The 16,340-nt window shown below is 67.8% G+C and carries 14 protein-coding genes and 1 pseudogene; 5 read left to right on the top strand and 10 right to left on the bottom strand.

Features of this window, described 5'->3' with window-relative positions; all coding sequences use genetic code 11:
* Window position 1: 1 nt before the first annotated feature.
* From EV652_RS12200 to EV652_RS12185, 5 genes and pseudogenes are all read right to left on the bottom strand, one after another.
* Complete coding sequence (locus EV652_RS12200; RefSeq protein ID WP_132209205.1) at window positions 2–514, bottom strand: ABC transporter permease; 513 nt, start codon at window positions 512–514, stop codon at window positions 2–4.
* A gap of 13 nt (window positions 515–527) precedes the next feature.
* Window positions 528–845: pseudogene (locus tag EV652_RS12195) on the bottom strand (ATP-binding cassette domain-containing protein); the annotation flags it as partial.
* Window positions 846–943: 98 nt separating this feature from the next.
* Window positions 944–2,458 carry a hypothetical protein gene (locus tag EV652_RS12190; RefSeq protein ID WP_132209204.1) on the bottom strand — a complete coding sequence of 505 codons (1,515 nt, stop codon included), beginning with the start codon at window positions 2,456–2,458 and terminating at the stop codon, window positions 944–946.
* 525 nt (window positions 2,459–2,983) lie between these two features.
* Complete coding sequence (locus EV652_RS45775) at window positions 2,984–3,112, bottom strand: hypothetical protein (protein ID WP_255512591.1); 129 nt, start codon at window positions 3,110–3,112, stop codon at window positions 2,984–2,986.
* Window positions 3,113–3,379: 267 nt separating this feature from the next.
* A complete protein-coding gene (locus EV652_RS12185; RefSeq protein ID WP_132209203.1) occupies window positions 3,380–4,180 on the bottom strand; it encodes a hypothetical protein in 801 nt (266 codons plus the stop codon).
* An 89-nt stretch (window positions 4,181–4,269) separates the two neighbouring features.
* Here EV652_RS12185 and EV652_RS12180 point away from each other — a divergent pair, with 89 nt between their 5' ends.
* From EV652_RS12180 to EV652_RS12170, 3 genes are all read left to right on the top strand, one after another.
* The gene (locus EV652_RS12180; RefSeq protein ID WP_132209202.1) at window positions 4,270–5,265 is read left to right on the top strand and encodes a hypothetical protein; all 996 of its coding nucleotides are present in this window, start codon (window positions 4,270–4,272) and stop codon (window positions 5,263–5,265) included.
* Between the two features lie 129 nt (window positions 5,266–5,394).
* Window positions 5,395–8,619 (top strand): hypothetical protein, encoded by a 3,225-nt coding sequence (locus EV652_RS12175; protein ID WP_132209201.1) that lies wholly within the window; start codon window positions 5,395–5,397, stop codon window positions 8,617–8,619.
* Window positions 8,620–8,682: 63 nt separating this feature from the next.
* Window positions 8,683–9,777, top strand: a complete 1,095-nt coding sequence (locus tag EV652_RS12170) for a mandelate racemase/muconate lactonizing enzyme family protein (RefSeq protein ID WP_132209200.1) — start codon at window positions 8,683–8,685, stop codon at window positions 9,775–9,777.
* On the opposite strand, the gene EV652_RS12165 is transcribed toward EV652_RS12170, so the two are convergent.
* Both EV652_RS12165 and EV652_RS12160 read right to left on the bottom strand, forming a co-directional pair.
* A complete protein-coding gene (locus tag EV652_RS12165; protein WP_132209199.1) occupies window positions 9,752–10,615 on the bottom strand; it encodes a hypothetical protein in 864 nt (287 codons plus the stop codon). The genes EV652_RS12170 and EV652_RS12165 overlap by 26 nt on opposite strands.
* On the bottom strand, window positions 10,612–11,220 hold the full coding sequence (locus EV652_RS12160; protein WP_242001713.1) for an RNA polymerase sigma factor: 609 nt from the start codon (window positions 11,218–11,220) through the stop codon (window positions 10,612–10,614). Before EV652_RS12160 ends, EV652_RS12165 begins: the two co-directional genes overlap by 4 nt.
* 131 nt (window positions 11,221–11,351) lie before the next feature.
* On the opposite strand from EV652_RS12160, the gene EV652_RS12155 reads away from it, so the two are divergent.
* Complete coding sequence (locus EV652_RS12155; protein WP_132209198.1) at window positions 11,352–11,996, top strand: lysoplasmalogenase family protein; 645 nt, start codon at window positions 11,352–11,354, stop codon at window positions 11,994–11,996.
* Here the strand turns inward: EV652_RS12155 and EV652_RS12150 are convergent.
* The gene (locus tag EV652_RS12150; RefSeq protein WP_132209197.1) at window positions 11,965–12,777 is read right to left on the bottom strand and encodes an LLM class flavin-dependent oxidoreductase; all 813 of its coding nucleotides are present in this window, start codon (window positions 12,775–12,777) and stop codon (window positions 11,965–11,967) included. The genes EV652_RS12155 and EV652_RS12150 overlap by 32 nt on opposite strands.
* 62 nt (window positions 12,778–12,839) lie before the next feature.
* Window positions 12,840–14,279, bottom strand: a complete 1,440-nt coding sequence (locus tag EV652_RS12145; RefSeq protein ID WP_132209196.1) for an alkaline phosphatase PhoX — start codon at window positions 14,277–14,279, stop codon at window positions 12,840–12,842.
* Window positions 14,280–14,422: 143 nt separating this feature from the next.
* Here EV652_RS12145 and EV652_RS12140 point away from each other — a divergent pair, with 143 nt between their 5' ends.
* Window positions 14,423–14,800 carry a DUF8738 domain-containing protein gene (locus EV652_RS12140; RefSeq protein WP_132209195.1) on the top strand — a complete coding sequence of 126 codons (378 nt, stop codon included), beginning with the start codon at window positions 14,423–14,425 and terminating at the stop codon, window positions 14,798–14,800.
* Window position 14,801: 1 nt separating this feature from the next.
* Here the strand turns inward: EV652_RS12140 and EV652_RS12135 are convergent, their stop codons facing one another.
* Window positions 14,802–16,139 (bottom strand): NAD(P)/FAD-dependent oxidoreductase, encoded by a 1,338-nt coding sequence (locus EV652_RS12135; RefSeq protein WP_132209194.1) that lies wholly within the window; start codon window positions 16,137–16,139, stop codon window positions 14,802–14,804.
* Window positions 16,140–16,340: the final 201 nt, after the last annotated feature.

The following is a 16,340-nucleotide window of genomic DNA, read 5'->3' as shown; positions in this document are numbered from 1 at the left end:
CTCAGACCTTGCGCTTCAGGGCGAACACCGAGATGGGTGCGAAGACGAGCATGATCACGCCGGCCCAGACGAGGGTCCACACGACCGGCTCTGCGACCGGGCCGCCGATGAGAAGGCCGCGGGCGGCGTCGGACAGGATGGTCACCGGGTTCGCCTCGACGATCGGCTGCAGCCAGCCCGGCATCGTCTCGGTCGGGACGAAGACATTGCTGACGAAGGTCACCGGGAACAGCACCGTGAAGCCGAAGATCTGAACCTGTTCCGGATCACGGGCGATCACCCCGACCAGGACCGAGATCCAGGAGAACGCCAACGCGAAGACCAGCACCAGGCCGACCATCGCGAGCAGCTCCAGCATCGACGTCTCGACCCGGAACCCCATCAGGTACCCGACGGCGAGCAGCAGGAAGACCGACCACGCGTGCTTGACCAGGTCCGCCGTGATCCGGCCGGCCAGTGGTGCCCAGCGGGCTATGGGCAACGACCGCAGTCGATCGAAGACACCCTTGGTCAGATCGGTGGGATTGGCCGAGCAGTCGTCCGATCAGCAACAGGTTCTCGGTGCCGGTCAGGTTCTCGTCGACTGCGGCGTACTGTCCGGTGAGCCCGACCAAATGTCGGACCTTGTGCGCCTCCCGCAGTACGTCGTACCCGCCGACCGTGGCCCGGCCCTCGTCCGGCCGGAGCAGGGTCGCCAGCGCACGGACCGCGGTCGTCTTCCCCGCGCCGTTCGGGCCGAGCAGGCCGAGGACTGTGCCGGTCGGTACCGCCAGGTCGACACCGGCCAGGGCCTGCGTCTCGCCGAACCGCTTGGTCAGTCCTTCCGCCCAGATCGAGTGGTCCATCCCGTGCCCTCCCAGCTCGGCATGACCTCTCAGTCGACTACTCGATCAGGACTGCGTCAACAGGGTCAGGGGCCCTCGACGCCTGGATCAGCCGCTCGTCAGGTGCTGGTCAGGTGCTTGCGGATCGCGTCGAGGTCGGCGGTGATCGAGGCCTCTCGGTCGCGGGCGTCCGCCTTGTACGACGCCAGCTCGGCGGCGGCCTCGGTTGCCTTCTCCTTCAGCCGGACGATCTGGTCGGCCGCATCGGCCTTGGCCTCGGCGGCCTGGGTACGGGCCCGCCAGAAGCGGTGGCCCGCGACGCCGACGATCACCATCCCGATGACGATCCAGAACGGGTGCAAGAAGCCGAGGCCGACAGCAACCACCAGACCGGACGCGGCGATCGCGATCGGTCCGGCCAGAGCCCGCACAGTCAGCGGCGGCGCCTCGGCGTTGATCTGGGCAACGGCAGCCGCCATCGACTGCGAGTCGGCGCCATCCGGGAGCACGGTGATCTTGCGCCGGCCGAACTCGCAGACGACCTCGGTCGGCGTGAGGGAGTTGGCGGTCTTGGCGAGCTCCTCCGCTTCGGTCAGTACGCCGTCCGAGACCACTCGCAGCGCGGTCGCGGACAGATGCGGTTCGTCGTCGCGACGCAGGTCGGCCCGGAGCAGGTTCTCGATCGTGTCGACCGGGTCGGTGATCGCCCCGGGAGCGGCCGCGATGTCGGTGATCCGGGTGCGTAGCTCGGCGACACGGGCCAGCGGCTCGCGTTCGGGCTCGCTGCCTTCGGAGATCAGCATTCGCAGGACGGCCGAGGCGCTGTCCGGGTCGGGTTCGCCGTACGCGAGATCACGATCGGGCTCGCGGACGGCGGTATCGCCGGCGATCAGCTCGACGGCCGGGCGGAGCTGACTGAGCTGAGCGCTGGCGTTCCTCGCGGTGGCGACCTCGGTGAAGGACGGGCCGGTGACCTTCGCCGGCTTGGCCCGGCTCTTGACGGTCTCGAGCCAGCTCAGGCCCTTGGTGTGTTCCTGCAGCCGCTCGACGATCAGGGTCAGGCCTTCCGCACCCAGGCCGCCGCGAGCACCGGTGGACCACAGTGCGCGCTGCAACCGGGTGACCTTGCCGTCGGCCGAAGTACCGAAAGCTGTTTCCAGCCAGGTCGTCTGGACCAGGTCGCGACGTCCGAGCGCGGCCAGGGCAAGGCAGAGGAAGATCGACGTACGCTCGTGATCGAGAGCCATTGCCTCCGACAACGGTCCGTCCGGCAACTCGGTCGTCTCGATCGACAGGCTGCGGATCGCCTCGACCGCCGGCTGCAACCAGTAGTTGGGGAACGTGGGGCCGGCCGGCGGTGGCTGCTGGGCTGATGCCAGCGCGGTCAGCACCTGACCGGCATGCCGCCGTACCTCCGCGGCGGCAGCGAACCCGATCAGCTCGTACCGGACGTCGGACAACTCCACGAAGGCATCGAACGCAGCCGTCAGCCGCTGCAACCGCGAATCCAGGCTGCCCTGCAACTGCGAGACCCGCGACCGCAGGTTCGAGGCCTCCGACCACGCCCGCGACATCTCGCTCCGAAGCTCCTCGAGCTCCTCATTCTGCCGGTGCTCCTGATACCAGTCCGACATCCACCCTCCTCGATCGTCCCCAAAGCATCCCGCCCCCGAGGGTCAGGCATACCGTCGGTCTCGTGCTCAGACCCGACGAAGCCCACCGCCTAGCGCAGCGTCTCCTCGAAGATGAGTTGCCTCGGCGGTGGGCTCATCCCCAGGGGGCTGCGTGTGCTCGGTCGCTGGCGGGCGTGCTGGGGCAGGCGCGGCACGGTGGACGCCCGGATCGCGGAGATCCTGGTGCGCTACCCACCCGACCACGTGGTCCACCGCTCGATCCAACGCTCCGCCCCGCTCCTCCGACGCGCGACCCACAACATCGCGCAAGCTCAATCGAAGTACAGCGCCGATCGCCCTCGAGACAATTCGGCCGGCGGCCAAGCCAGACGTATCGGTCACCTGAGCTTTTCGTTACGCCGAAACGCACCAGCAGGTGGGCTTTTGACTCGCTCGGCTTCGTGAGTGCGAAAATTCCTGACCTCATTAACGCGTCGGTGCGTAACACCCGATGACGCCCGGCGATATAGCTACCAATACGCGGCATCACGTGGGGGGAACCACATGTCGTACGACGATGCGCGGCCGCGGTCCGGTGAACCAGGACAGTTTGGAGACCCGGCGGGCGTTGACGACCTTCAGGAGGCATGGCAGGTACGGCGATCGGCTTGTCATCCGTTATCAGTCCTCGTACGGCGGCGCACATGAGAGAGCGCGATGCGACAACAGAATGATCGGCCAGGGCTTGGTGAGCCGGAGGAGTGGAATGCGGTCGTCCTCGGTGCGGGGCTTCCGGTCTGGCGTCCGGTGTTCAGGAGCCCGGCACCTACGGCGCTGACGATCTCCGCTGATGAGGTGCGCGCGTCGGTGATCGGCAGAACCGGCCCGGCCGACCCGAAGGGGTTGACGATCCAGGGAGCTGTCATAGAAGGGGTCTTGGATCTATCCGGAGCGGTCGTTGACTTCCCCTTGAGATTTGCGTGTTGCCGATTCGTGAACGACGTCGTTGCCGAGCAGTCGAGGCTGCGGAGCCTCGAGTTGGATGGGAGCGCGTTCAGCGGAAGATTGTTGCTGAGTGGATGCCTGGTGGCTGGGCACCTGAGCTTGCATGGGGCGGCTCTGGAAGGCAGAGGCGACGACGGCGCCAGTCTGATCGGCGACGGTCTGCGGGTCGCCGACAGCGTCCACCTGGATGAGGGATTCAGCTCGATGGGCACCATTCGGCTGACGGGCAGCCACGTCGGAGGCGATTTTGTGCTCGACGGTGCGAAGCTGACCGGCGCCGACGCCGACCGGGTCAGCCTGGCCGCGGACGGTGTGCGGGTCGATGGCAAGGTGAGCATGTCGAATGGATTCACCTCTGCGGGAACGGTGCGATTGGTCGGCGCCGGCGTCGGTGCCCAGCTGGCTGTGCGCGATGCGTCTCTGCTCGGCCGAGATGCCGCTGGCAACGCCTTCGTCGCCGACAGCTTGAAGGTCACCGGCAACGCTGTCTTCGGCCCGGAGTTGACCGCCGATGGAGCGATTCGGCTTGTCGGCGGTCACATCGGGGGTGAGCTGACGATGCGAGGCGCGCATCTTCTCGGCGCCGACGACGACGGGGTCAGCCTGGTGGCGGCTCGTCTCCGAGTCGACGACAACACCAGTCTCGACGAGGACTTCATCGCACACGGGGCGGTTAAGCTCATCGGAGCGCGGTTGGCCGGACACCTCAGCATGACCGGGGCCAAGCTCCTTGGACAAACCGCAAGCGCACCAGCCTGGTCGCCGATCGCCTCCGGGTCGACGACAACGTGTACCTCGGTTCGCTGGTCTGCACAGGAGCGATCCGATTGCCGAGTGCACAGGTCACCGGCAGTGTGTCGATGGCGGGTGCTCAGATCAAGGGCACCAACGACACTGGCAGCAGCTTGGTTGCGGACCGATTGCGAGTCGACACCAGGCTGGCGATGAACAGTGGGTTCACCACTGCCGGCGCCGTCCGATTGGCAGGTGCGCGGATCGGTGGTCAAGTCAGCTTGAGCGGTGCGGAGCTCGGTGGAATCGACAGCAAGGGACGAAGCCTTGTCGCGGACGGATTGAAGTGTGACCGCAAGCTTCTGCTGAGCAACGGGTTCTCCGCGGTGGGCAGCGTCAGCATGGCGGGAGCTGAGATCCAGCTACTCGAAGTCGGTGACACGCCTGGTTCCTTGCCGACGTTGGGTGATGCAACAGGATGGACCCTCCAAGATGTCAATGGAGTGATCAGGACCGATCGGCGAGCCGCCGCCGCGTGGCTGTCGACCCAAGCGGCCGCGCAGCCCTGGCAGGCGTTGGCCGCGATCTACGATCGCAACGGGCAATCGCCGGATGCGCGCTGGATGAGGTACAAGTCGGCACTACGGTCGACGAAGAACACGTCCAAACTGGTGTGGCTCACCCGGCAGGCGTACCGGGTGACCACCGGGCACGGGTACTACCCGCTCGTGGCATTGGCCTGGCTCGTCCTCATCCTCTTGGTTGCGACCACCTTGACCGCGGTCTGGGGAGACCAGTTCACTACGGCAACCAGCACTGCCATCCGTGCGGACCTCGCGAGCCAAATGTCTCCTGTTCCCGGCCGCGTTCCTGCCGGGCTCTGCTCCACCGGGTGGGACGTACCTTGCCTGGATCCGCTGGCCTACGGCCTCGCAACCGCCTTTCCGGTCATCGGTCCCGGCCATACCTGGACGCCGCCGGATGATTCCTGGACCCTCACAGGCGCATTTCACGCCATGCGTCTGATGGCCTGGGTCTTCGCAGCGATCCTCCTGGCCGGCGTCAGTGGCCTCCTCCGCAAACAGACATAGTCAAGGGATTGTGCGGAATCGAATCGAAGTAATCGATACCTGGGCGTTGTTGACGGTGGGGACGGTGGAGAGTTCACTGAGTCGAGCCCCCTGCGATTTGTGCTGATTTCGTGTGACGAGGGGGCATTTGTGGAGACCGAGCCGATTGCCGACGCCGATACTCCGGCGGGGCCCGCGCTGAATTACTGGTTTGCGACGCCGGTCATCCTGCTGCTGATCGGCGCCATCTGTATGAGTGAGATCGATCGGCTGGTGACCGGGGCGTTGACCGATGCCGGTCAGAGCCGGTCCGTCACCGACGTTGTCGGGTTGGCGCTGTTCGGTGGGCGCGACACGTGGGACGTCTGGGTGCAGGTCGATGACCCGACACCGGTGGCCGGGTGGATCGCGCTGCATGCGATCTTCGATATCGCCTTGTACGTCGGCTACGGCTGGCTGCTGTGGAAATTCGTTCGCACCTGTTCGCAAGCCAGGAAGGCGCTGAAAGTTCTCCTGACTCTCGAGGTGATCGAGACGGTCGGACTCCTCATCGCTGCCGGTCTGCTCGCCACTGGACGCGTCTCGGATGTCTGGGCATTCATCCTGTCCGGCGTCGCAACCTTCAAATGGATCGCCGCCGGCATCCTGGTCCTGGCGATTCTGGTCGACGACGGTCGCCGGCACGCCCTGCGGGACGGAGGAATGCGGGTGCTGAGGGCGCTCAAGAAGCAGCGCCTGTCGTTCCTGGTGGTGGCACTCTTCGGGATCTTGTCCATCGTCCCGTTGCCGAACATCTGGGATCAGTTGCCCGATGTGCAACGGTCGTGGCTGGACGGCGACCGTCAAGGTCAGTGGCACGCGATCTGGGCGGCCGCCGCAACCATGGTCGTCAGCATCTATCTCTTCGTGCTGGGTCGTCTGCGCGCCGAGCGGGTGTGGAACGAGCAGGTCGGCTCGACGGCACCGCCGCCGGGCGCGCCCCCGGATCGGCACTGGCGCTGGCGATGGTGGCTGGCTGCGGCGATCGCGCCGTGGATCGTTGCCGTCATCCTCGGGGTGTTGAAGATCGACGTCGGCTGGGGCTCAGTCGTCGTGGCGTCCGCGTTCCCTCTCGGCGTTCTTGCGCTGTCTGTCGTTCCGCGAGCTGTCAAACGATGGTGGGACCGCAGGTTGGAGCGCTCGCCGGTCCTGGCGCGCTGGCGGTCGCGGGTCGTTGCGCTCTGGCGGTCTATCGTTGCGGCCTGGCGCCGGTTCATCCGCATGCTCCGGCGCTTGCTGCGTTCACCCGCCGTTCCGGCGGTCGCTCCGCCGCCGGATGAGCCGCCGCCGAGCCGGGAGGAGAACATACGGTTCGCACGCGATGTCTGGCGTGCCGGTGACCTGCTGGCCGCGAGTCTTTGGGTACTGGCCGGGCTTGGACTGGTTCGTTCGCTGGTCGCGCCGGTCATGCTCGGCCCTCGAGGACAAGGGCAGACGTTCGTCGAGGTGGTGTTCGGTCTGCCGATCGGGACGGTGTGGTCGGTTCGACTCATCGTGCTGATCGGAGGCGTTGTCTTCGCCGTCGTGGTGATGCCGCTGATCGTGTTGGCAACACGTGCGCTGAGGCCACCTGAGCCGGCCGGTGCGAATGCGAGCGGTCTGCGACACTTCCTGGATCCGAGGACACCGACGCCTCCACAAGGACGAGCGATCGCAGTAGGTGTCGGTCTGATCGTCGCGTCGGTCGCGTGGATCCTTGCCTTGATGCTGCTTCCGGCCACGATGACTCGGCATGCCGGTGTGGTCGCGACGACCCTGCTGACGCTCGGTGCCTGGGCCTTCATCCTCGGAATCATGATCGTTCGGCTGCAGCGTTCCGACCCGCCGCCGATCTTCCGGTCCGTCGGAATGGGCGCCACGCCGCTGCTGACCTTGCTGATCGCACTTACCCTCGTGGCGTCGGCGTCCGGCGGGGATCCGCAACTGCACGCGATACGTGCCAGTCAGGATGCCGGGGCGCAGCAGCTCGATGCTTTGCCGCGTGGCAACCTGGACGGCGAATTCAAGAAGTGGCTGGAGCGAAGCGCCGGTTGTGAGCAGGACATCGATGGGACGAAGGTTCGGCCGATGGTGCTGGTGGCGGCGAGTGGGGGTGGGGTGCGGGCGGCGGTCTGGACGGCTGCGGTGCTTGACACCTTCCGCACCGCCAAGTGCGCGCGTACGGCGGTCTTCTTGTCGAGTGGGGTCAGTGGAGGCTCGGTCGGGCTGGCGTTGTCGCGGGGTGACGACATCGAGAAGGCGAAGATCGGGTACGCCGAGAAGCTCGCGGAACCGAATGCGTTGGCTGCCGCGATGGCAGGTCTGCTCGCCGGAGATCTCGTCGGCGGCGGCACCGGGCTGCGGATCCCGTCGTACAGCAACGGCGACTTCGCCTGGCGGGATCGGGCCGGCCTGATCGAGACGTACTGGGAATCGGAGGTCGGGTCGCTGAAGGAGCAGTTCGACACCAAGGTCTCGGGCCCGGGCGGCGTCCTCGTGTTCAACTCGGCGGTCGCGGGCCGGGGATGCCGGGTACTCATCAGCCAGGTCGAGCTGACGACCGGGCTCGCGTCACGTCCCGTCGGAACAGACGCGGATCGGGCGAACTGCAGCGGTCAGACGGCGCAACCGGCCGCGTCTCTGGACCTCCAGGACGCGTACGGACCCTGCGTGGAGGGGATGTCCTGGGCCACGGCGGCCATGCTGTCGGCGCGATTCCCGACGGTCACGCCGGGCGGCCGGATCTCCTGCGAGCCCGTGGACGAGACCAGGCCTGATCTTCAATTGATCGACGGCGGGTACGCCGAAGCGGCCGGACTCGGCACGCTGTCGGACATCGCGCCGATGCTCGTTCAGGTGGTGCGGAATTACAACGCCAGCAGTCCCGACAGCCCGCCGGTCGTTCCGGTGGTGCTGTTCCTTGAGGACGCCGCGCGCGGTGACATCGTGGAGCCACCGCAGGGCCTGTCCACCGAACTCCTGGTGCCGTTGGCCGGCCGCAACGCCAAGGCAGTGCAGACCACATCAGGCACGCTGCTGCAACGCGTCGCCACCGGCATCGCCGATCCATGTCCGATCAGCTCGCCCACCTGCCAACAGGCAGTCAGAGCACTGCATCGGGAGGTGCCGCACGGGATCGTGATCGCGGCTCCGCTGACCCGGCCATCCGTCGAGGCACCTCTCGGCTGGACCTTGTCGGCCGACAGCATTACCCGGTTGAAGACTGCCGTCGCCGACGAGGCCGGACGGAAATGCGAACCGTCCAAGCAGGCCGGGAACGGTTCTGATGACGCCGTACCACTCATTCGGCCGGGCGCTTACGTCTGTCTCAACCAGTTGCTCGCCACGCTCGACTAGCCCGTCGGGTCCGTGGGCACGGCATGCTGGGAGATGTTTTGGCGTCGGCGGCATGGAGGACTGATGAGCCTTTCTCGGCATGTGATCACGGGGATCGGTACGGCACAGGTTGGGGCCGAGTACATCCGGGAGGTGGGGCGGAACTCGTTTCGGGGGCATCACGGGAGGGGCGGAGTCGAGACGGCGTACGTCGTCGAGACCGATCGGGGCGCGACGGGGTGGGGACTGCCATTGTCGACTGGGGATCCGGCAGCGCTGATCGGCAGGAACGTGGCCGAGTTGATCGATCCGGAGCTCGGCGTGATCGAGCCGGGGGCGGAGTTCCTGGATTATGCGCTGCACGATCTGGCGGCGCGGATTCTCGACGTACCGGTGTACGCGATGCTCGGGGCGGCCGGGTCGGCGCAGGTGCGGTGCTACAGCGGCGGGATCTATCTCGACGATCTCGACCCGCAGGAGGCGCCGGCGGGGCTGACCGCGATCAAGCAGAACCTCGCGCAGGACCACGAGTTCGGGTTCCGCGACTTCAAGCTGAAGCTCGGCCGCGGGTACCGCTGGATGCCGTACCAGGCCGGCCTCGATCGCGACATCGAGGTGACCCGGCTCGCCCGCGAGCTCTATCCCGAGGCGGACATCCTGGTCGACCCGAACGACGGCTTCAGCGTGAACGCACTCACCGAGTACCTCGCCGCGGTGTCCGACTGCCGCCTGTACTGGATCGAGGAGGTGTACGCCGAGCGCCGCGAGGACCTGGAGTTCCTGCGCGCACACCTCGCCACATTGCCATGGCGGCCGAAGATCGCCGACGGGGAGTTCGATCCGAACGTGGACCAGATCCTGCGGCTCGCCCGGGCCGATCTCCTCGATGTCGCGCTGATGGATGCCGTCGGCTACGGCCTCACCGCCTGGCGGCGACTCATGCCGGCCCTGACGGCGTCGTCCACCGAGGCCTCACCGCACGCCTGGGGCCTGCCCCTCAAGACCCTGTACGCCGCCCATATCGCCGCCGGCCTGGGGAACGTCCCCATCGTCGAAGGCGTGCCCGGTCACACCCTCGGCACCGACGGCGACGGCTACCAGTTGTCCGACGGCACCCTCATCCTGTCCGACCGACCAGGCTTCGGAATCGATCTCACTGCGGCAGGTAGTTCCAGCTGAAGCTGCGCCGACAGATCTTCGGGCCAGGACCCGGAATCCTGCCCGTTCCGGTGACCGGCTTGCCGATGTAGCACGGGTTCAACGCCGCGCGCCATTCCCCGTCGTTCTTCGGGCTGGTGTACACCAGTTGGCCGACGGCGTCGTACCCCCGGACCGTGTAGGGGAGCGGCGTCGCGGCGGTGTGTGGGCCGCGGACCCGGACGTACGGGACCGGGGCGTAGAAGAACCCGTGGCGGAGCACGGCGTCGACCGGCGCCTGGTTGCCAACGGCAATCGTGATCCGGGTGACATGGGCCGCATAGGAGCCGGCGCCGATCGCGCGGTTGTCCACTTCGTGATAGAGGACCCGGTCCCTGGCGTTCGAGACCACCTGCAGCAGCTTGCCCTCGGAGTTCATCCCGCAGGCCGTCCACAGGGCGAAGGGCCTGTGGCGGATGACCACCCAGGTAGTGATGAAGGCGTCACCCGGAGCGTTCGAGAATCTGAACCCGTCGTTCACCTCGAGCTCTTCCTGCCCCGGTTTGACGTAGGGGGTCCGGGACCGCCCCAAACAGATCTTGCCGAGCCGCGCCTTGTCCGCGTCGCTCAGCGGTTCGACGGTGGCCGGCTGGGACTTGTTCGTGCCGCTCACCGGCGGCTGCCCGTTGTCGCTCCGCAGTGCCGGCAGGCCGACCGCGAGGCCCGCGGTGATGGCGACGACGGCCGCGGCGGCCACCAGCGGGACCAGGCGGCGTCGTGGCGGGGTCGCTGTCTCCTGCGAGACGATGGCGATCAGTTCGGCGCGCTGGCGGGCGCGGGTTTCGGGGCGGAGGTCGTACTCCGGCGGGGACATGGTCATGATGGCGTCTCCACGGGGGACAGAGGGTTCAGCTCGCGCAGGTGCTTGCGGGCGCGGGAGAGCCGCGACTTCACCGTGCCGATCGGGACGTTGAGGGCGACGGCCGCCGCCTGCTGGTCGAGGCCCGCCCAGATGCAGAGCTCGACGATCTCGCGTTCCTGTTTGGGCAGGCGTTTCAGCGAGGCGCGGGCCTGTTGGATCCGCTCGTCGTCGTCGAGTCGTCCGGCGACGTCGTCGGCGTGGTCACGGACGTGATCCACCAGCAGTTGCGCCGCCGCGACGGCCTTGCGGTAGCGCAACTTGGCGCGCCACTCGTTCCGGACCGTGTAGTCGGCGGTCCGCAACAGCCAGGGCAGCGCCGAGTCGCGGTCGAGGACGACCTCGGTACGACGACGCCAGGCGTGCAGGAACACCGTCGAGGTGAGGTCCTCGGCGTCGCTCCAGGACCCGGTCCGCCGGTACAGGAAGTTGTAGATCGCCCGAGCGTGCCGGTCGTACAACTGGCCGAACGCTTCGGAGTCGCCGTCGGTGGCGCGCTCCCACAGAGTCCGATCCGAGTTGGTCGACATGATGAGGCCATCGTGCACGGCCTGGAGGCTGCTCACGACCTATTTCCACTGCTACTGCCGCGCATCAGCGCTCCCGTCCACTCTCAAACTCCCTTTGCACCCGTCTTGTGTCGGCTCGACGCGGAAGGTTCCCGTGGTGTTTACCGGGGTGGGGGAGAGTCACCGTCATGAGACTGGGGCAGCTCGTACGGGGCCGGCGGCGGTTGGCGGCGTACTGGGGTGCGACGGTGGTTCAGGTGGTTGCCGTCGGGTGTGACGTCAAGGTGCTGAAGCAGGCGAGCAAGGTGTCGCTGATGCCGTTGCTGCTGTCCTGGTCGCGGACCGAGCAGGCACCGCCCTTGCTGCAGGCCGCACTACTGGCCTCGGCGGCCGGTGACCTGTTGCTGGAGACGGATCTGCAACTGGCTGGGATCGCTGCCTTCGCCGCGGCGCACGCGTGCTACCTGGCGGTCTTCCTGGCCGAGCCCGGGCAACGGTCGTGGCGGGTAGTGGCGGCGTACGGCGCTCTGTGGGCCGCCCTGGTCGCGGTGCTCTCACCGGGGCTCGGCGGTCAGCGAGTGCCGGTCGCCGCCTACGCGCTGTTGCTGACCGCAACCGCCATCGCGTCCCGCTGGCACAATCCCCGCAGCGGTCTGGGCGGCACGCTCTTCCTCATCTCCGACGCCCTGATCGCCATGCGCCTGGCTGGTCGCGACTTCCCGGGGCGCGGCGCTCTGGTGATGTCGACGTACGCCGTCGGGCAGTACCTCCTGGCCTCGGGCGCCGTACACAAGCCTGATGTCAGTCGGAGCCCGTCGGTGGACCGGCGGTGATGCGGTCGCGGACCTGCTGCATGCGTTCGGGAGAGTTGTGCGGCATTTCCCACCGCGTCTCCAGCCACCAGGTCGCGCCCGCGACCGCCCACGGACTGACCTCGGCGGCGGCAGTCGACGGGTCGGTCTCGCCTTCGGCGATCACGTCCAGCTCCGGTGAGCCGCCCTGTTCGGTCAGCCAGGCGCGGAGGGCCCGGAGCTCCTCCGGAGAGTCCTTGCCCGGTGGGTACTGCGGCAGTACGCCGTCGCAGCGCAGGACCCGGCGCATCGACTTGGGTCGCGGCCACGCACCGACGACCCAGATCGGGATGCGCGCCTGCACTGGTCGTCCCACCTCGACCAGGTCATTACGGGCGCACTCGTACGAGTAGTGCTCGCCGTGATAGCTGGAGCGCCCGGCCCAGAGCTCGCGGATCAGGTCGATGCCCTCGTCCATCATTGCGGCCCGGGTCCGCAGGTCCAGCTCCTCGCCGGTCAGCGGCAGGTCGGTCTCGATCGCGCCGAGCCCGACCGCCAGCGTCGCCCGACCGGCCGAGATCTGGTCCAGCGTGACCACCTGGCTGGCCACCTTCCACGGCCGTCGCCAGGGGAGTGGAGTCAGCATCGTGCCGAGGCGGATCCGGCTCGTCCGGGCGGCGATGGCGCTCAGCAGACTCCACGCGTCGACGCCGTACGCCGCCTCCCAGACGAACACCCCGTCCCACCCGGCCTCCTCGGCGAGCACAGCCTGCTCGAGCTGCTCGACCGCCGTACCGCCCGGAAGAATCACGCTGTATCTCATACCTCCTTCCTACCCGCCCCCACCGACAAGCATCGCAACCCCCTCGAGGACGCTGGACCAGGTCAGCCCAGGTAGTCGCGCCACGGGCCGGTGATCGCGAAGGTGATGCCGGGGGTCTGCATATTGACGAAGAGGACCTTGCCGTCGTCGGAGAAGGCCGGTCCGGTGAACTCGGAGTCGTTCAGCATATTGCGGACGATCGCGTACGTCGGTCCGCCCGGCGTCGAGCTCAGCACGTGGCTGCTGGCGTTGCCGTCCTCGGCGAGGACGAGCGAACCCCACGGGGTGACGGTGACGTTGTCCGGGCTGTCGAAGTTGTAGTCGTCGTACCGCGCCTCGGAGCCCTTGTCGGCCGCGGCGTTGTCCGGGAAGTAGGTGACCAGCTGGATGGTCCGGGCCTGGTAGTTGTAGAACCAGACCATGCCGTCGTGCGGTACGGCGTCGCCCGGCAGATCGGTGGTGCCGGCCTCGGCGTACGAGTTGACGACGTACACGCCCTCGTCGGTGCCGAAGACTCCTTCGAACTTCTTGCCGCGGGTGACCTTGTCGTCGGTGAACTGCTTGCGGCAGGAGACCGAGACCGCGTCACGGTCGGGGACCGGGACCCAGGCGACCCGGAACGGCCGGAGCAGTTGGGCGGACGTCAGGTAGGCGACATCCGGGATCGGCTTGCCGTCGTCGCCGAGGATGGCCATCGCCTCGAGGGTGCCGAAGCCGACGTCGGCCAGCTGCCGCCAGCTGGTCGGCCCGAGCTTGTACCCGTGTGGAGCGGACCAGCGGTAGAAGAGGCCGTTCGGTCCGGATGCGTCCTCGGACAGGTAGATGTGGTTGCGGTCCTTGTCGACCGCGAGGGCTTCGTGCGCATAGCGTCCGAGCGCCTTGAGCGGGACGGGGTGCGCGGTCTTACCGTCGCCCCAAACCTCGAAGACGTAGCCGTGGTCCTTCAGCCGGGTCGTGCCGTTCGCCTTGGACTCGGTCTCCTCGCAGGTCAGCCAAGTGCCCCACGGCGTGTGTCCGCCGGCGCAGTTGGTGAGTGTGCCGGAGATGCCGACCCACTCGCCGAGGTTCTTGCCGTCCCGGTCGACGGAGATGACGGTGCAACCTCCGGCCGCGCCGACGCCGGCGTCGTACACGGTGCCCTCGATCGGCGGTACGCCGAGTTCGCTGGCGCTGCCGACCTCGTGGTTCTGGATCAGCAGGTACTTGTTCCGGCCGGCGTCGAAGACCGCCGTACCGTCATGCAGGGACGGGGTCGGCTGCCCGGTCGTGAGCTTGGTCTCGCCGGCCCGGGTGACGATCCGGTACTTGAAGCCCGGCGGCAGGGCGAGGATGCCGTCGGGGTCGTCCAGCAGCGGCGGGAACGGCCGATGCGTCGGGTACGGCGACTGCCGCGGACCGGGCGTGGCCTCGGCGAGCGACGGGACGGTGCCGACGGTGGCGAAACCGACCCCCGCGGCGCCGGCGGCGGCACCCCGGAGGACGGAACGGCGGGCAACAGACATGGCGGTGCTCCTCGGTACGTTGGCGGGCGGGCGGCCCCAGGCGATCCTGCCCCTGGCCGGCTGACACCGGGGAAACAGCACCTGAACAACTGACCCTGCAACGATCCGGGCAGGCCGGGCGTCCATAGTGGGAGGTGATCGGGATGCGAAGGTTCGGTGTGGTCGCCGTCGTCGTGGCGGCGCTATTGGTTGCGTGTGGCAATGAGTCCGGAGCGGAAGGACAACCGACGGTGAACAGCAGACCCCTCCCCGAGACGCCTGCGGCGGCGTCCGGTCCGGTCGAGCAGGCCAAGGCCGACCTCGCCAAGCGGCTGGGCGTCGAGGCGGCACAGGTGACCGTGGTCAGCTCCAGCGAAGTCACCTGGCCGGACGGCAGCCTCGGCTGCCCGGAGCCGGGGATGAACTACACCCAGGCCCTGGTGCCGGGCTCCCGCATCATCCTTGAGGCCGCCGGCAAGCAGTACCACTACCACTCCGGCGGCACGCGCCCGCCGTTCCTGTGCACCAATCCGCAACGCTGATTCAGGCGGAGCGGGAGTCCAGCATCGGTACGTCGGCCTCGTTCACGAAAGCGTCTCGGGGCCGCTGCACCGAAGCCAGCGAGACGATGTCCCGGCCGTAGAAGGCGGCGGCCAGCCACACCGCGAGCACCCGCACCTTCCGGTCCCAGGTCGGGACCGCAAGAACGTGGTAGCCGCGGTGCATGAGCCACGCGAGGAAGCCCTTAACCACGATCCGCTTGTACTGGAAGATCCCCTTGCCCAAGCCGAGGGTGGCAACGGCCCCGAGCGTGTGATGGACGTAGTTCTTCGGCTTGCGCCCGCGCAGTGTCCGCAGCAGGTTCTTCGCCAGCAACTTCCCCTGCCGTACGGCGTTCTGCGCGTTCGGCACCGTGAACGATCCCGGCACCGGCGACGCGAGGTCGGGAACCGCAGCGTCGTCCCCGGCCGCCCACGCGTCCGGCACCGGGTCGGTCTCGGTGCCGACCCGGAGGTCGGCCCGGGCCTGGATCAGGCCGCGTGCGGTGACGGGGAGGTCGGTGTGGCTGCGGACCAGCCGGGTCGCGGCGTTGCCGGTTGTCCAAACGATCAGATCCGACTCGTACTCCGACCCGTCGGACAACACGACCTGACCGTCCGCGGCCGACACGAGGGTGGTGCCGAGGTGGACCTGCGCTCCCTTGCGCTCGAGCGTCGAGCGCACCCACTTGGCTGGGCCGTCGCCGACCTCCGGCAGGATGCGCTGGGTCGCCTCCACCAGGTGGAAGGCGAGGTCGCTCGGCGCGAGTTCGGGATAGGACTTCAGCAGTCCGTTGGCGAGGGAGAGGAGTTCCGCGAAGCCTTCCACGCCGGCGAAGCCGCCGCCCACGAAGGTGACGGTCAGCAGGCGCTGCCGCTGCGGGCCGGGCGGGAGCACGGACGCCTCGTCGAAGGCGGTGAGCAAACGGTCGCGAATCGCGACCGCCTCCTCGACGTGCTTCATCCCGATCGCGCGTTCGGCCACGCCGGGCAGGGCGAAGGTCCGGGTCACCGCACCCGCGGTCACCACGATGATGTCGTACGGCATGTCGAACTCGGGCCCTTGCAGCGGCCGGACCGTCACGGTCCGCCGGGCGTGCTCGATCGACGTGACCGAGCCGGCGACGAGCCTGCTCCGGCGCAGATTCCGCCGCAACGAGATCGCGGCGTGCCGAGCCTCGATGGAGCCGGAGACGACCTCCGGCAGGAACGGCTGGTAGGTCATGTACGGCCGCGGATCGATCACGACGATCTCGGCCTCACCCTTGCGAAGCTTCTTCTCCAGCTTCCATGCCGCGTAGAAACCGGCGTACCCGCCACCGACCACAAGGATCCTGCGCACTGCTGCCTCCGTCTGTCCGACTATTCACTAACTAAGACAAAACAGCGGGCTCATTTGTGACTAGGGCACGTCTCTCAATTCCCCGCGTGCTGCGCGGCGCTGCTCGCTAATCCGAAAATGGACCGGGTCGGGCGTGCGGCAAGATGCCGGTGGAGCGCAGGGGAGCCGGTTGTGGTTCAGGCGGCGGGTTCGAGGGTGACG

It is taken from the genome of Kribbella steppae (assembly GCF_004342025.1).
GTDB lineage: Bacteria > Actinomycetota > Actinomycetes > Propionibacteriales > Kribbellaceae > Kribbella > Kribbella steppae.
Note: the sequence above shows the minus strand (reverse complement) of the source record. Positions and strands in the feature narration are given on the sequence as shown.